The sequence below is a fragment of the Pseudomonas sp. V88_4 genome (assembly GCF_029967985.1).
Classification (GTDB): Bacteria; Pseudomonadota; Gammaproteobacteria; order Pseudomonadales; family Pseudomonadaceae; genus Aquipseudomonas; species Aquipseudomonas glycinae.
Genome location: NZ_JASCAF010000008.1, coordinates 12,447 through 28,076 on the forward strand (window position 1 = coordinate 12,447; position 15,630 = coordinate 28,076).

Annotated in this window: 11 protein-coding genes; 2 read left to right on the forward strand and 9 right to left on the reverse strand. The window is 61.0% G+C overall.

Going from position 1 to position 15,630, the window contains the following annotated elements; genetic code table 11:
• The first annotated feature begins 12 nt into the window (after window positions 1-12).
• Window positions 13-2,289: a hypothetical protein gene (locus QLG12_RS06605; RefSeq protein ID WP_282474171.1), complete on the forward strand. Its 2,277-nt coding sequence runs from the start codon at window positions 13-15 to the stop codon at window positions 2,287-2,289.
• A 77-nt stretch (window positions 2,290-2,366) separates the two neighbouring features.
• Here the strand turns inward: QLG12_RS06605 and QLG12_RS06610 are convergent, their stop codons facing one another.
• The 4 genes from QLG12_RS06610 to xylA form a co-directional block, all read right to left on the reverse strand.
• Window positions 2,367-3,503: a sugar ABC transporter permease gene (locus tag QLG12_RS06610; protein WP_197870710.1), complete on the reverse strand. Its 1,137-nt coding sequence runs from the start codon at window positions 3,501-3,503 to the stop codon at window positions 2,367-2,369.
• Window positions 3,504-5,060, reverse strand: a complete 1,557-nt coding sequence (xylG, locus tag QLG12_RS06615; protein ID WP_282474172.1) for a D-xylose ABC transporter ATP-binding protein — start codon at window positions 5,058-5,060, stop codon at window positions 3,504-3,506. It abuts the gene before it with no gap.
• 78 nt (window positions 5,061-5,138) lie between these two features.
• On the reverse strand, window positions 5,139-6,140 hold the full coding sequence (gene xylF / locus QLG12_RS06620; RefSeq protein ID WP_169429994.1) for a D-xylose ABC transporter substrate-binding protein: 1,002 nt from the start codon (window positions 6,138-6,140) through the stop codon (window positions 5,139-5,141).
• A gap of 143 nt (window positions 6,141-6,283) precedes the next feature.
• Window positions 6,284-7,600, reverse strand: coding sequence for a xylose isomerase (gene xylA, locus QLG12_RS06625; protein WP_282474173.1), 1,317 nt, complete (start codon window positions 7,598-7,600; stop codon window positions 6,284-6,286).
• A 188-nt stretch (window positions 7,601-7,788) separates the two neighbouring features.
• On the opposite strand from xylA, the gene QLG12_RS06630 reads away from it, so the two are divergent.
• Window positions 7,789-8,964 (forward strand): DNA-binding transcriptional regulator, encoded by a 1,176-nt coding sequence (locus QLG12_RS06630; RefSeq protein WP_197870702.1) that lies wholly within the window; start codon window positions 7,789-7,791, stop codon window positions 8,962-8,964.
• A gap of 8 nt (window positions 8,965-8,972) precedes the next feature.
• Here the strand turns inward: QLG12_RS06630 and QLG12_RS06635 are convergent, their stop codons facing one another.
• The 5 genes from QLG12_RS06635 to QLG12_RS06655 all read right to left on the reverse strand — a co-directional run bounded on the left by QLG12_RS06635 (window position 8,973) and on the right by QLG12_RS06655 (window position 15,483).
• A complete protein-coding gene (locus QLG12_RS06635; protein ID WP_282474174.1) occupies window positions 8,973-10,235 on the reverse strand; it encodes an FAD-dependent oxidoreductase in 1,263 nt (420 codons plus the stop codon).
• Window positions 10,225-11,817 (reverse strand): aldehyde dehydrogenase (NADP(+)), encoded by a 1,593-nt coding sequence (locus tag QLG12_RS06640; RefSeq protein ID WP_282474175.1) that lies wholly within the window; start codon window positions 11,815-11,817, stop codon window positions 10,225-10,227. The genes QLG12_RS06635 and QLG12_RS06640 overlap by 11 nt, the downstream gene beginning before the upstream one ends.
• A gap of 79 nt (window positions 11,818-11,896) precedes the next feature.
• Window positions 11,897-12,844: a dihydrodipicolinate synthase family protein gene (locus tag QLG12_RS06645; protein ID WP_197870696.1), complete on the reverse strand. Its 948-nt coding sequence runs from the start codon at window positions 12,842-12,844 to the stop codon at window positions 11,897-11,899.
• Between the two features lie 58 nt (window positions 12,845-12,902).
• Window positions 12,903-13,829 carry a 4-hydroxyproline epimerase gene (locus QLG12_RS06650; protein ID WP_282474176.1) on the reverse strand — a complete coding sequence of 309 codons (927 nt, stop codon included), beginning with the start codon at window positions 13,827-13,829 and terminating at the stop codon, window positions 12,903-12,905.
• A gap of 22 nt (window positions 13,830-13,851) precedes the next feature.
• The gene (locus QLG12_RS06655; protein ID WP_282474177.1) at window positions 13,852-15,483 is read right to left on the reverse strand and encodes an APC family permease; all 1,632 of its coding nucleotides are present in this window, start codon (window positions 15,481-15,483) and stop codon (window positions 13,852-13,854) included.
• Window positions 15,484-15,630: the final 147 nt, after the last annotated feature.

Here is a 15,630-nt window from a genome sequence, read left to right on the forward strand (position 1 = left end):
TCACAAGGAAGTATGTTCAGGCCTGAGGGTGAATCGGGTGCGCTCGGCGAAATAAACGCCGGTTATGCGCACTTTCAAGTGTCTCGCGCGCTTACTGCACGCGACAACGACGCCAGTCCGAAAGCAATTGCCAGGATCGAACGCTGGCAAAAGGTTCTCGAAAACCTGATGCATGGCCGTGCACTGTATGGCTCGCGGACGCCGTTTGCCGACCTGCCAGAATGGATCACGCTGGAAGTGGCCACCGGCGGCTTTGCAACGGGCAACCTTCTGGCCGGTGGCGAGTTGACCGCTCATGAGCGCCTGTTGGCGTCATCGATTCCTGGCATTCGAGCGGGTTACGAACGGCTCGATTTGAATAGGTGGCATCTTTCAGACGAAGGCGTCAGAACGCTGCAAGAGCGATTGACGAACGAAGACTATCGGATCGATGTACCGGAAGAGGCTGCGTTGCTGACAGTGGCCTGGTTTCTGGGGCAACAACGCGTCGAAGAAGCGAGAACGTTGATCGAGCAGATCGCGCCTTTCTTCGAACGAGTGCGTTTTTTTCCCGTAGCAGCCAATGAGCGCCCGCTCTCGATGGCTGAAGTTGAAGTTTTCAATGCTGGCCAAATCAGTCTGCGCCTGTCCGTTCTCTCACCCCAGCCTCGTCTTGCCGTTCAAAAGCATGTTGTTGAACGCAGGTTGCCTCTCTACGACGCGGCGGTCTCGCTATTCCTGCTGACGTACAACGATGGTTGGCCTTGCCGGCATTACCCTGAAGGGTGGTTCGAGCGTGCTTCGGTGCTTGGTAAAGAGTTTGATAACGCCACTGAGGCTGATCCCCGTCGTACGGATAATTCCAGTGATCGAGTGACGGAGTTGCTGGCATTGCTCAAGCAATGCTCTATCGATCCTGCATCGCTAACGGGGCGCCAGGTTGGGCGAATTCGCAGAATCGTCGATGACTTTGTAGCCAAGCATGGACACCCTAAGTCCGAAGATCATTCCAGCAAGCGCGCACAGCAGCGTCATCACGTATCAGCTTCGGCACACCATCTGATTGCCAAGGCTGCTTCCGTGCGACTTGCGAGATATCCAGTCTCGGAAGGCATCTCTGATTTCGCGCCGTTGCTGACGCCCATCACCAACGAAGAGGCGAAGGTTTATTCATTTATGGAGGGGGAGACCATTCCTCCTTCGATTCGTCGACGCCTCGAACGTTGCAGAAGGGGAACGGTTGCAGAGTTGATTGAACATGGGGTCATTACATCCGCAGATACAGTGGCGAAGGTGCTGCCGGCGATGACGGCGCAAATCTGTAGCGCCGGATATCGAGACGTAGCGCTGCGGGCACTGTCTGTCGCTACCTATCGTGCTTTCAGGCGTCGACGCTCTCTATTGTTGCTGAACATGCAGCGTCAGGTGAGAGTCGATGATTTGCCTTGGGTGAAAGCCCTGAAGACCGAGTACGAGGCTGGCGCTCTTGCGATTGAAGGTGCCAGACAGGCTTTGGTCGAGGCGTCCGCGTTGACCCTTGTTGCATTTCCTCAGGCCATTCTGCCCAACAAGTTGCTTCAGGAATTTTCCTCGCTTGCCGAATCGGCCAAGCTGGATCTTCCCTTCGTAGAGGAGATCGCGGCTGACATTTTCATGGGCGCTTTCTCCGGCAAGTTCGTGAAGGCTGCCAAGCGTTCAGTCCGGCTGATGGCCGGATCACTTTACGAACGTTATTACGATATCGACATGGATCAGTTGGCTGCATTACCCAAACAGCGAAACTCACGAAGCAACAGTGGTGTGCTGGCTGGTTTGTGCGCACGGCGGGCGAATGCCGATATCGGTAGATGGAGTCCAGCGAACAACGGCACGATCATCGAACAGCAACAGATATTGACCACGCAAAACCTGGCGATCCTGTTTGATGATCTGGACCTGAAGACGCTGTTAAATGATCGTTTGGGCTCAATGGCCGAGGCATGTTTCAAGTGGATCTGCAGTCGGCAGCAGATGCAGATCAAGTTCTACCAAGCACGTCTGGTCATGTTGAAAAACACAGCGTATGCATGGCGCCACATGATGTTTTATCTGTCGATGCTGGATCAATCTCGATTGGAGAGTGCGCTTGGAAACATTGAAGTGCATTTCGCGGCTCAATCCGACGCATTTCAGGGGCGATTTCTTCCCGCCATGGTCGGGTTGCGCATGGCGGTATCTGGGTGTCGGTTGACTTCGGTTCACCAAGAGCGCGAGGGTTGTAAGGTTTTTCTCGGGTGGAGCACTGAACGGCACTGGCTGATGCCTTCCTAGATATCGAAAAGCTCCAGGCGTAACGAAAAGCCTGCATTCAAAAGCAGGCTTTTCGCATTTTCAGAGATGCCTTCATTTCAACGCCGCCCAGTCCGCGTACTCACATCCACCCAAACCGCCAACACCAGAATGCTGCCCTTGACGATCATCTGCCAGTAGCTGTCGACGTCGAGCATGGACATGCCGTTGTCCAGGCTGGTGATGACCAGGGCGCCGAGGAGGGCGCCGTAGACTGTGCCGGAACCGCCGCGCATCGAGGTGCCGCCGATGAAGCAGGCGGCGATGGCGTCGAGTTCGCCCATGCTGCCGGCCGAAGGTGAGCCGGCGGCCAGGCGTGCAGTGTTGACCACACCGGCGAGGGCGCACATCACGCCCATGATTCCGAAAATCCACAGCTTCACGGCCTGCACATTGATACCGGACAGGCGCGTCGCTTCCATGTTGCTGCCCACGGAATAGACGCGTCGGCCGAACACGGTCTGGCTGGTCACGTAGCTGAATCCGCCCAGCAGGATCAGCAGAAGCAGGACCGGCACGGGAATGCCGTCATAGCTGTTGAGGGTCTGGACAAACCCGGCCAGTACCGCGCCGATCAACAACACCCGTGCCACGTCTCGCCCCATTGAGTGTGCCGCGAGGCCGTGAAGGGCGCGATTGCGCCGTTGTTTCCAGGTCAGGAACAACGTCAGTGCGAACAGCAGGACGCCCAGACCGGCGCCGACCGTATGGGGCAGATAACCCTGGCCAATGTAAACGAGTTCCGGCGATACCGGAGCGATGGTTGTGCCGCCGGTGATCCCCAGCAAAATCCCCCGAAAAGCCAGCATGCCCCCCAGCCCCACGATGAACGACGGAATGCGCAGGTACGCCGCCATGTAGCCATTGGCGAGGCCGATCAGCAGTCCGCACACCACCACAAGGCTCAGGTTCGCCAGCAGCGGTATGTGATAGACAACGTCGAGAATGGCTGCCACGCCACCGAGCAGGCCCAGCAAGGAGCCGACCGACAGATCGATCTCGCCGCTGATGATCACCAGCACCATGCCGCAGGCGAGGATCCCGGTGATGGACATCTGGCGCAGCAGGTTGGAGAGGTTGCGTGGTGTCAGGAATCCGCCCTCGGTCTGCCAGCTGAAGAACAGCCAGATCAACGCCACGGCAAACACCAGTGCGAGCATCTTGTAGCGGGTGAAGAGTTGTTTGACCTGATTCATTTACGCGGATTTCCGAGCTTTATTGTTATGGCTGTCAGGCTGGCTGAGTGCCGCGGCGAGCACCTGTTCCTGAGTGAGGTCATGGTTGATGAAGTCACCCCGCAGTTGACCTTCGCCGATCACCAGGACGCGGTCGGAAACGCCGAGCACTTCGGCCAGTTCCGAAGACACCATGATGATCGACACGCCTTCGGCGGCCAGCATTCCCATCAACTTGTAGATCTCGTACTTGGCACCGACGTCCACCCCTCGGGTCGGCTCGTCGAGAATCAGCACCCGGGGCCGGGTCAGCAGCATCTTCGCCAACACGGCTTTTTGTTGATTGCCCCCGGACAGGCTGGTGATCGGCAGGAACGGGCTCGCGGTCTTGAGGTGCAGGCGGGAAATTTCCCGGTCGATGCTGCCCAGTTCGGCTTCGGCGTCGATGCGGGTCAGTTTCGAGAAACTGTCCAGCACCGCCAGGGTGATGTTCTGGCCGACACCCAGGTCGGGAATGATCCCCTGACGCTTGCGGTCTTCGGGTACCAGGCACACGCCGGCGCGGATTGATTTGAGCGGCGTACGGGTGTCGATGAGTTGGCCGTCCAGCCAGACTTCGCCTTCGTGGCGACCGGGGTAGGCGCCGAACAGCGCGGTCACAAGCTCCGTGCGGCCGGCACCGACCAGCCCGGCGATGCCGAGGATTTCCCCGCGTCTGAGGCTGAACGAAACGTCGTCGACCCGTTTGCGTTTGGGGTTGTCGACGTCGTAGCAGGTGATGTGGCGCGCTTCGAAAATCACCTCGCCGATGTCGTGGGGTTCGGTGGGGTAGAGGCTGCTCATTTCCCGACCGACCATCTGTGTGATGATCTGTGGGATATCCATGTTTTCCATGGCGGTCGTGGCGATGTGTTTGCCGTCGCGGATCACTGAAATGGTGTCGCACACGGCGGCCACTTCATCGAGCTTGTGGGAGATGTAGACGCAGGCGACACCCTTGGCCTTGAGGTCGCGGATGATGTCCAGCAACACCTCGATTTCCGAACGGGTCAGGGCCGATGACGGCTCGTCGAGGATCAGCAGGCGTGCCTGTTTGTTCAGGGCCTTGGCGATTTCCACCAGTTGCTGATAACCGCCGCCGTACTGCGAAACCGGCAGCGACACGTTCATGTCCGGCACTTTCAGTTCACGCATCAGGGCTTCGGCGCGATGGATCATCGCCGGGTAATTCATCCGTCCACCCGGCAGCGTCAGTTCATGACCCATGAAAATGTTTTCGGCCACTGACAGGTCGGGCACCAGCGTCAGTTCCTGGTGAATGATGACGATACCGGCGGCTTCCGTTTCGCTGATCGACTGCGCCTTGAGTGGCTGACCGTCCCAGAGGATTTCACCGTCCCAGGTACCATGGGGATAAACCGCAGACAGGATTTTCATCAGCGTGGACTTGCCGGCGCCATTCTCGCCGCACAGCCCGACGCACTCGCCCGGCCGGACCTTGAGGTCGATGCCATTAAGCGCTTTGACACCGCCGAAGGTTTTGACGATGCCGTTCATTTGCAGCAGGTAGTCGGACATGGCAGAGACTCATAAGCGGCAGATACGGGACTGAACCCGCAGGAGCGGAACGCCTGCGGGGGCATCACTCAGTGAGTGTCACTGTCCGGCGATCTGCGCCTTGGTATAGAAGCCGTCCTGTTCCAGCAGGTCGATGTTGTCCTTGGTCAACGGAGTCGGGGTGAGCAGGATGGTGTCGACTTTTTTGCTGCCATTGTCGTACTGCGAGCTGTAGGCGGGTTTCTCGTTGCGCGCCAGTTGCACCGAGAGTTTGGCGGCTTCGGAGGCAATCAGTTTCAGCGGCTTGTACACCGTCATGGTTTGCGTGCCGGCGATCACCCGCTTGACCGCTGCCAGGTCCGCGTCCTGCCCGGAGATCGGCACCTTGCCGGCCAATTGCTGAGCGGCCAGGGCCTGAATGGCGCCGCCGGCCGTGGCGTCGTTGGAGGCGACGATGCCATCGATTTTGTTGTCGTTGCGGGTCAAGGCGTTTTCCACAATGCTCAGCGCCTCGGTCGGGTTCCATTCCTTCACCCACTGCTGGCCGACGATCTTGATATCGCCTTTGTCGATGGCCGGTTGCAGCACCTTCATCTGACCTTCGCGCAACACTTTCGCGTTGTTATCGGTGGGCGCGCCACCCAGCAGGAAGTAATTGCCCTTGGGCGCTGCGTGCAGCACGCCGCTGGCCTGCATCTCGCCGACCTTTTCGTTATCGAAGGAGATGTAGGCGTCGATATCGGCGTTGAGGATCAGACGGTCATAGGACACGACCTTGATCCCGGCTTTCTTCGCTTCGGCTACCGCGTTGGTCAGCACGGTGGCGTTGAATGGCACGATGACGATGACATCGACGCCACGGGAAATCAGGTTTTCGATTTGCGAAATCTGCTTCTGCTCGTTGGCATCGGCCGACTGCACGAAGACCTTGGCGTCCATTTTTTCTGCTGCGGCAACGAAGTAATCCCGGTCCCGTGACCAGCGTTCCAGCCGCAGGTCATCAATGGAGAAACCGATTTTCGGATGGGCCGCGTCGGCCATCACCGGCAGCGACAACAGGGCCAGGGCGCTGGCCAGCAGTGTGCGTTTTACATTCTTCATGGTGGTGCGTCCTTTTATTTTTGTTTGAAAGACACGGCCTGACGATGAATATCGGGCTGGTGGAACTGTAGAGAATCAGTAGGCGAAACGGACTACAGATTTGTCGCGCAAATGTCACAGCGCCCGCAGTCCCCGTTTGGCGATCAGCGATAGATAAACCGGTTGACGACGTTTTCGAGCATTTCCTGCCGGCCGCTGACGGCTTGCGGGTTCAATTCGTTGGCGAAAGCGTGCTCGGCCAGGGACTGGAGATTGAACTCACCCGCCAGCACCGACTGGCCGAACGGCTGCTGCCAGCCGGCGTAGCGTTGATCCTTGAGCCGCTGAAGCTGATCGTTCTGGACCATGGCGGCGGCCCGCTCGAGCGACAGGGCGAGGACGTCCATGGCACCGACGTGACCGTGAAACAGATCGACCTCGTCGAGGCTCTGGCGGCGCACCTTGGAATCGAAGTTGAACCCGCCATTGCCGAAACCGCCGGCCTTGAGGATTTCATAGGTGACCAGGGTCATCTCCTCGACGCTGTTGGGGAATTGATCGGTGTCCCAACCGTTTTGCGGGTCGCCCCGGTTGGCGTCGATGCTGCCAAAAATCCCCAGCGAGACGGCCGTCGCCACCTCGTGATGAAAACTATGGCCGGCCAGGGTCGCGTGGTTGGCCTCGATGTTGACCTTGATTTCCTTTTCCAGACCGAACTGCTGGAGAAAACCGAACACGGTGGCGCTGTCGTAATCGTATTGGTGCTTGGTCGGTTCCTGCGGCTTGGGTTCAATCAGCAGGTCGCCTTTGAAACCGATCTTGTACTTGTGCTCGACCACCATGCGCATGAAGCGCCCCAGTTGTTCGCGCTCACGTTTCAAGTCGGTGTTGAGCAGGGTTTCGTAACCCTCGCGACCGCCCCACAACACATAGTTGGCGCCCTTGAGGCGTTGAGTCGCGTTCATGGCGCTGGAGACCTGGGCGGCGGCGCAGGCGAACACTTCAGGATCCGGGTTACTGGCGGCGCCGGCGGCAAAGCGCGGATTGCTGAAGCAGTTGGCGGTGCCCCACAGCAGCTTGATTGAGCTTTCTTCCTGATGCCGTTCCAGGTGATCGACCATTTGGGCGAAGTGGTTGCGGTACTCCTTCAGCGAGTGGCCTTCGGGGGCGACATCCGTGTCGTGAAAGCAGTAGTAGTCGATACCCAGTTTGGAGAAAAACTCGAACGCGGCCTGCGCCTTGCCGATGGCCAACTCCATCGGGTCGCCGGCGTGTTGCCACGGGCGCTTGAACGTCCCGGCGCCGAACACGTCGGAGCCCGGCCAGACAAAGGTGTGCCAATAGCAGGCTGCCATGCGCAGGTGTTCGCGCATGGGCTTGCCGAGGATGATCTTGTCGGCGTCGTAGTGACGGAAGGCAAGGGGAGAATCGCTGGCAGGACCTTCGTAGCGGATCCGCTCGATATCGGGGAAGTACGGCATTGGCAATGTCCTTGTTGTTCTTGGTTGTTGTTCTTGGGCGTGTCCCGATACTAGCAACGGCCCTGTGCCTGCCGTTTACGAAAATCACCAACACGCAGTGCGATTTTGCGTATTGAGATTCGCCGCTGGCGCGCCTAGTCTGTGCAAACCGCCTCTACGGCAAGGGGCCCCGAACAAGCCTGAAAACAATGAAAACCGTACCGCCTGTTCACCGCATCGCCCTGTTGTTCAACGGCAGCAAGATCTATGACCGCGGCATCATCAGTGGCATCGGCAACTACCTGAGCAGCACGCGCGCGTCCTGGGATCTGTTCCTGGAGGAGGATTTTCTCTGCCGCTTGAAGGGCATCGAACGCTGGCAGGGTGACGGGATCATCGCCGACTTCGACGATCCGCTGATCGGCGAGGCGCTGGCCGATATCAAGTTGCCCGTGGTGGCGGTGGGTGGTTCTTATCAGGATGAGCGGGCCTATCCCAAAGGCATCCCGTACGTCGCGACCGACAATAGCGCGCTGATCACCATGGCTTACGAGCACTTGGTCGAGGCCGGGTTGCAACGGTTTGCCTGTTTCAGCCTGCCTGAGGCGCAGGCCAATCGTTGGGCTCAGGAGCGCGAAAAGGCCTTTCTACGATTGATGCAACGGGACGGCTTGCACGGCGAGGTCTATCGCGGCATGGGCACCAGCGCGCCGCTGTGGGACAGCGCCGTCGAACAACTGATCGCCTGGCTGCAAAGCCTGCCCAAACCCATTGGCATCATTGCGGTCAGTGACGCCCGCGCCCGGCAGTTGCTGCAAGCCTGCCTGACCGCCGGGATCGCCGTGCCAGAGCAGGTGGCGTTGATCGGCATCGACAACGACCCGCTGACCCGCAGCCTGACCCGGGTTCCCCTGAGCTCTGTCATCCAGGGCACCGAAACCATGGGCCGCACCGCCGCGCAACTGCTGCATCAGATGCTGCACGGCAAACCGTCAACGGGCGCGCATGTCCTGATCCCGCCTGAAGCGATCAACGTCCAGGTGTCGAGCTTGCATCAACCTTTGGGCAACCCCTATGTGATGCAGGCGCTGCTGTTCATCCGCCAATATGCCTGCCAGGGCATCAAGACCGCGCAAGTGGCGGCCTATGTCGGCGTGTCGCGCTCATCGCTGGAGTCGCACTTTCGCACGGTGCGTGGTTGCAGCGTGCATGACGAGATTCTGCGTTTCAAACTGGCGGCGGCCACTCGCGGGCTGGAAAAAACCGACACACCGATTGCGGACGTTGCCCGCAGTTGCGGTTTCAAATCCGCGCAGTACCTGCACACGGTGTTTCGCCGAGAGTTCGGGTGTACGCCCCGTGAATATCAGCAGGGCGCCCGATAGACGTCCACTCAAAAGCGATCCAGTCGATAGAACTCGCTCGACGGAAGAATACGCGCCGTGTCCTGCGCCGATGGCAACACCATCCCCCCAACCATCTCCGCCGTCACCGCCGCCTGCGTCAGCCCAAGATGCTGATGCCCGAACGCAAGCAAGACCCTCCCGTCACACACACGATCAATCACCGGCAGCGAGTCCGGCAGCGACGGCCGAAACCCCATCCACGGTGTGGCCGCGTCGACATTCAGATCCTTTCGAAACAACCCCTTGCTCAACCGATGCAACTGCCAGGCGCGGGCCATGGTCGGTGGGGCGTCGAGGCCGGCGAATTCGACGGTGCCGGCCAGGCGCAGGCCTTCGGACATGGGGGTCATGATGAACTTGCGTTCCAGCGAGGTGACGGGGAAGGGCAGTCGGTTGTGTTCGTGGGGCAGCATCAGGTGATAGCCGCGCTCGGTGTCCAGCGGGACTTTTTTGCCGGTCAGTGCGGCGGTGAGTTTTGCCGAGTGAGCGCCGCAGGCGATCAATACCTGGCGAGCGGACAGGGTGCCGGTTCCGGTCTTCAGGTCGACGCCATGCTCGTGCAGTTGCCCGCCCTGAACGGCCTGTTTCACAAACTGCACGCCGCTGGCTTTCGCCGCCTCGACCAACTCACGGACGACCCGGTAGGGATCGATGAAATGCCCGGTGTTCGGGAAAAACAGTCCGCCCTGAATCTGTTCGCTGAGTTGCGGCGCGGCCTCGCGTACCGCTCCGGCCTGCCACCCATCGACTGGCACCTGTTGTTGTTGCATGCGGCGCTGCAGTGCTTCGAGTGCCGGGCGTGAGTCGGGTCGTTCGAACACCAGCAGCGAACCTTCCATCTTCAGCAGCTCGGGGCGCTGAATGTCGTTCAGCAAGCGGTGCCAAGCGTCCAGCGAGCTTTCATTCAGCGCCCGCAACCCGGCAACGGTGCGCTGAAAGGGCGCCGAGCGCAGGTTCAGCAACAACCGCGTAAACCAGGGCAGGGCGCGGGGCAGGTATTTCCAGTCCAGACGCAGCGGGCCCATCGGGTCCATGAGCATGGCCGGCAGGCGCTTTAGGATCGAGCTGTCGGCAATCGGAAACACCTGCTCGGTCGCCAGGTGCCCGGCGTTGCCGAAAGAAGCGCCGTGGCCCGGTTCCTGCGGGTCGATCACAACCACCCGCAAGCCCTGACGGGCCAGGCGCAGGGCGCTTGCGACGCCGATGATGCCGGCGCCCACCACGGCGATGTCGTGCGGGTTATTCGGCATTTTTCACGGCTTCCCTTTGGCCATCGAGCAAGCGACGCAGCGACAGTGGATTGGCGTGTTTGAGCGCGGTGGGCAGCAGGCTGTCAGGGAAATCCTGATAGCAGACCGGGCGCAGGAAACGCAGGATCGCCGCCGTGCCCACCGACGTAGTGCGCGAATCGGAAGTCGCCGGGAACGGCCCGCCATGCACCATCGCATCGCAGACTTCGACCCCGGTCGGCCAGCCGTTGACCAGCAGGCGTCCGGCCTTGCGCTCCAGGGTTGGCAGCAAGGCGCGGGCCTGTTGCAGATCCTCGTCATCCAGGTGCAGCGTGGCGGTCAGTTGGCCTTCCAGCTGTTCGAACACCTGACGGATTTCAGCGTCGCTGGCGCATTGCACGATCAAGGAGGCAGCGCCAAAGGCTTCTGCCTGCAACGAATGATCGGCGAGGAAGTCGGCGGCGTCGGTGACAAAAACATGAGCCTGGCCCTGATTCGGATCCGTTGCTTGCTGGCCGACGGCGGCAATACGCGCCCGGGTATTTTCCGCGAGGGCATTCACGCTGGATTCGTAAGCATTGAAGATCCCCGGCGTGAGCATGGTCTGCGCGGGGCTGCGCTGGATGAGTTCGCTGGCTGCACCAATGAAAGCTTCCAGCGCCGGCCCCTTGCGGGCGATCACCAGACCGGGATTGGTGCAGAACTGACCGGCGCCCAATGTCAGCGAAGCCACAAACCCTTGGGCCAATGCTTCGGCGCGATTGTGCAACGCCGCCGGAAACAGCAACACCGGGTTGATCGAACTCATTTCCGCGTACACCGGAATCGGCTCGGGCCGGGCCTGAGCAGCCTTGATCAGCGCGAGCCCGCCACTGCGCGAACCGGTGAAGCCGACCGCCTTGATCCGTGGATCACTGACCAGCGCAATCCCCACTTCACGGCCCGAACCGTAGAGCAACGAGAACACACCTTCCGGCAAACCACAGGCCTTGACCGCCCGCGCAACGGCGCGGCCGACCAGTTCGCTGGTGCCGGGATGGGCGCCGTGAGCCTTGACGATCACCGGGCAGCCGGCGGCCAGCGCCGACGCGGTATCGCCACCGGCCACCGAGAACGCCAGTGGAAAGTTGCTCGCGCCAAACACCGCCACCGGGCCCAGTGGAATCTGCCGCTGACGCAGATCCGAACGCGGCATTGGCTGGCGTTGCGGTTGCGCGGTGTCGACTCGCACATCCAGCCATTCACCGGCCCGCACGGTGCGGGCAAACAGCCGCAGTTGCTGGCAGGTGCGTCCTCGCTCACCCACAAGGCGCGGGCGCGGCAGACCGGTTTCGGCCAGGGCGCGGTCGATCAGTTCGTCGCCGAGGGCTTCGATTTCGCTCGCGATGGTTTCAATGAATTCGGCCCGTGCCTCAAGCGATGTCTCGCGATAACGGTCGAGCGCCGCCCAGGCCAGTGCGCAGGCTTGCTCGACATGCTCGGCAGAGCCGCCGGCGTAGGCCGGTTCCAAAGGCGTGTTGGTGGCGGGATTGATCCCGTGGATGACGTCGCGGTCGCCGGTGAGGGTGTGCTGACCGATCAGCAGTTGGCCCGTCAGGGTCATGGCGCATTCCTTATCAATAAAGCAGGTCACGAAAAGGCCCGCCGCCGTGGATGGCGGCGGGCTTGAGCGCAGCGGCAGGTCAGGCGAAGTTCTGCTGCGCCGACCAGTTTTCGTACCAGTGACGGAACAGCGTGTACTGGGCTTCCGCGTAACGGCGTTGCGAGTCGCTGAGGGCATCGGTTTCGTTGAAATGCAGGGTGTATTCCTTGTCGCCGTTGAGCACCATCAGATGTTTGTAATACAGCACCAGATCCGTGCCTTCGTCGAAGGACGACAGCACCGCCAGCGCCGATTCCAGCTCGCGCGCCTGACGCCGGGCCTTGGCGTCACCCTTGGCCGCCTGCTTGCTCAGGGCCACCAGTTGCAGCACTTCGCGGGGCAGGGCATTGCCGATGCCGGTGATGGCGCCGGTAGCGTTGCAGTTGACGAAACCGTGCACGACCTGGGTGTCGACACCCACCATCAGGGTCACGTCATCGTCCTTGGAAGTGATGTTTTCAGCGGCGTAGCGCAGGTCGGCGCCACCGCCGAATTCCTTGAAACCGATCAGGTTCGGGTATTCGCGGCGCAGTTCGAAGAACAGGTCGGCGCGGGTGGCGAAGCCGTAGTAAGGGCTGTTGTAAATCACTGCCGGCAGGTTTGGCGCCGCTTGCAGAATCGCCGCAAAGTGGGCTTTTTGCGCCGCCGCCGAAGCACCACGGGACAGTACCCGAGGAATCACCATCAAGCCCTGCGCGCCGACCTTCGCCGCATGGGCCGCGTGGGACACCGCTTCCCGAGTGTTGACCGCGCCGGTGCCGACGATGGTCGGAATCCCGGCGGCCACCAGCCGCGCCACGCCTTCCTGACGCTCGGCTTCGGTGAGCAGCGGCCAGTCGCCCATGGAGCCGCAGTACACGACGGCGCTCATGCCGATGTCGATCAGCTCGCGTCCCTTGGCCACCAGCGCATCGAAGTCCGGTTTGCGCGCGGCGGTGCACGGGGTCATCAGGGCGGGCATGCAGCCGGTGAAGATGTTGTCGCTCATTATTGTTCTCCTTGGAACGGTCATTCAGAGAGGGTTGAAAAAAAAACAGCGCAGCGGCTCAGATGCCCCACGCGAACGGATCGGTTTCGTCGATCAGCAGCGTGCTGTCGGCGGTCATGTGGGCGCGGCCGGTGATGTAGGGGCGAACGCGATCGCCTTCCCATTCAAAGCGGCCTTCGAACTGGCTGCCGGTGATGCTCGCCTGCACCCAGCGCTCGCCGGGCGCGAGTTTTTCGTCGGCGGCCAGGCACGCCAGTTTGGCGCTGGTGCCGGTGCCGCAAGGGGAGCGGTCGTAGGCTTTGCCGGGACACATGACGAAGTTGCGGCTGTCGGCCTCGGCGTCATCGGCGAACAGTTCGATGTGGTCGATGATTGCGCCGTCCTCGCCATGGATGCCTTGGTCTTCGAGGGCCTTGAGCATTTTCCAGGTGAAGTCGGTCAGGGTTTCGACGTTATCCATCGTCAGCGTCTGGCCGTGTTCGGAGACCAGGAAAAACCAGTTTCCGCCATAGGCCACGTCGCCAAAGAAACGACCGTATCCTGGAACTTCCACCGCCACCTGCTTGCGTGAGCGATAGGCGGGCACGTTGCCCAGGGTCACGGCGCCGTCTTCATGCAGCGTTGCACTGACCGGGCCGACCGGCGTGTCGATCTTGTGCACGCCGGGTGCGATCAGCCCCAGATGTTGCAGCGATGCAACGAGGCCGATGGTGCCGTGGCCGCACATGCCGAGGTAACCGGCGTTGTTGAAGAAGATCACGCCGCAGGTGGCGTCCGGCGACACCGGCTCGCAATACAGCGCGCCCACCAGCACATCGTTGCCACGCGGTTCCAGCAGGCAGGCGCGGCGCCACTGGTCGTGCTGGTGGCGCAGGGCGTCGCGCTTCTCGGCCATGGTGCGGCCCGGCAGATCGGGAAAACCCTTCATCACCAGACGCGTGGGTTCGCCGCCGGTGTGGGAATCAATGACGTGTACTCGTTTCATGGACAGGTCCCGTTGAGTGATTTCAGTAAGCGCCGGCAGCGCGCGGGTTGGCGGAGGAGGCAGGGGACGCAGAAGCGACTTCGCTTTCATCCTCTTCGGATTCCAGGCGCAGCAGGTGTGCCGGTACGCCGGTAGCCGCGCCCCAGTAATAGATGCCCATCGCACAGGCGGCGACGACCAGGGTGTCGAACGGATGGGTGAGGATGCCCAGACCGCCGAAGGTGCCGAGTTTCGACAGGACGATGGTCACGGCGTAGAAGGCGATCAGCCACGCCGACGAGCGCACTTGCCGGGACAGGCTGAGGTGGGCGGTCGGCACGAAGCGGCCGCAGAGCAGATAGACGACGAACATCAGGATTTGCAGGCCGAGCAGCCAGGACACGGTGTTCCAGCCCGACCAGTAAACGATCAGCGCAGCGATGATGAACGACACCGGCCCCAGCACGCCCATGCACTTGACCCGGAACGGGCGCGGCATATCGGGGGCATTGCGACGCAGCGCGGCGACGGTCACTGGAGCGACGGCGTAGCTCAGCACCAGCGCGGCGGACACCACGTTGATCAGCGCTTCCCACGATGGAAACGGCAGGGTCCAGAACACCGACAAGGCGAAGGTCAGCCACAGTGCCGGACGCGGGATCCCGGACTTCGCGTCGATGTGGGTGAAGACCTTGAAGAAGGTGCCGGTCTGCGCCCAGCCGTAGATCACCCGAGGCGTGGCGTTCATGTAGATGTTGCCGCAGCCGCTGGGGGAGATCACCGCGTCCGCCACCACCAGATACGCTAGCCAGCCCACGCCCAGCGCCAGGGCGATGTCGCGGTACGGCAGGGCGAATTCCTTGGAAACCCCGGTCCAGCCATTGGCGAGCAATTCGGTCGGGATGCCGCCGAGGAAGGCGGTTTGCAGCAACACATAGATCGCAGTGGAAAGCAGCACCGACAGGATCAGCGCAATCGGGATGGTGCGTTGCGGGTTCTTCACTTCGCTGGCCACCGAGATGATCGGGGTCAGGCCGAGGTAGGCGAAGATCACGCCGCCGGCGGAAACGGCCATCTCGATGCCCGAGAGTCCGAACGGGGCGAAGCCTTGGATCTGAAAGTTTTCCGGTTTGAAGAAGGTGAACAGCACGCCGATCACGAGCAGCGGCACGATGAATTTGAACACGCTGACCAAATTGTTGGCCTTGGCGAAGGTCTTCACGCTGCGGTAGTTGAGCAGGAAGAACACGCAGAGCAGGCCGAACTGCACCAGCCAGCCGAGCAGAGTCGGATCACCGCTGCCAGCCTTGGTCAGGCTCGGAAACCAGGCTGCCGCGTATTGGCGCGAAGCAACCACTTCGATCGCCACGAGGCTGGAAAACGCGATCAGCGTGATGAAACCCATCAGGTAACCGAGCAGCGGCCCGTGGCTGTAAACCGGGTAACGCACCACACCGCCGGCCCTTGGCAATGCCGCGCCCAGTTCGCAGTAGACGATGCCCAGCAGCAACACCGCGAATCCGCCCAGCAACCAGGAAAAAATCCCCGCCGGCCCGGCTATCGCCGACACGTGACTGGCCGCGAACAACCAGCCGGAACCGAAGATCGCCCCCAGTCCGATAAAGGTGAGGTCGATCAATGAAAGTTGTTTTTTGAACTTGCCTTGGCCTGACATGGCATCGCCTTCTTGTGAGTTATTGGATAGGCAGGTGTGAGTCACTGGAACGGCTAAACAGTGAACTCATCGGGCGTCGGGCGATTGATGTTTTGCGCAGCTCTGAATGACGAAATCGGCACAGTTGCGAAGAAAGACAGCGGCGCT

Coding starts and splice junctions, on each gene's coding strand:
- QLG12_RS06605 (WP_282474171.1), top strand. CDS start 13: ATGTTCAGGCCTGAGGGTGAATCGGGTGCGCTCGGCGAAATAAACGCC.
- xylG (WP_282474172.1), bottom strand. CDS start 5,060: ATGTCCGACTACCTGCTGCAAATGAACGGCATCGTCAAAACCTTCGGC.
- QLG12_RS06640 (WP_282474175.1), bottom strand. CDS start 11,817: ATGACCCTGACGGGCCAACTGCTGATCGGTCAGCACACCCTCACCGGC.
- QLG12_RS06645 (WP_197870696.1), bottom strand. CDS start 12,844: ATGAGCGACAACATCTTCACCGGCTGCATGCCCGCCCTGATGACCCCG.
- QLG12_RS06610 (WP_197870710.1), bottom strand. CDS start 3,503: ATGAATCAGGTCAAACAACTCTTCACCCGCTACAAGATGCTCGCACTG.
- QLG12_RS06635 (WP_282474174.1), bottom strand. CDS start 10,235: ATGCCGAATAACCCGCACGACATCGCCGTGGTGGGCGCCGGCATCATC.
- xylA (WP_282474173.1), bottom strand. CDS start 7,600: ATGCCGTACTTCCCCGATATCGAGCGGATCCGCTACGAAGGTCCTGCC.
- xylF (WP_169429994.1), bottom strand. CDS start 6,140: ATGAAGAATGTAAAACGCACACTGCTGGCCAGCGCCCTGGCCCTGTTG.
- QLG12_RS06630 (WP_197870702.1), top strand. CDS start 7,789: ATGAAAACCGTACCGCCTGTTCACCGCATCGCCCTGTTGTTCAACGGC.
- QLG12_RS06655 (WP_282474177.1), bottom strand. CDS start 15,483: ATGTCAGGCCAAGGCAAGTTCAAAAAACAACTTTCATTGATCGACCTC.
- QLG12_RS06650 (WP_282474176.1), bottom strand. CDS start 13,829: ATGAAACGAGTACACGTCATTGATTCCCACACCGGCGGCGAACCCACG.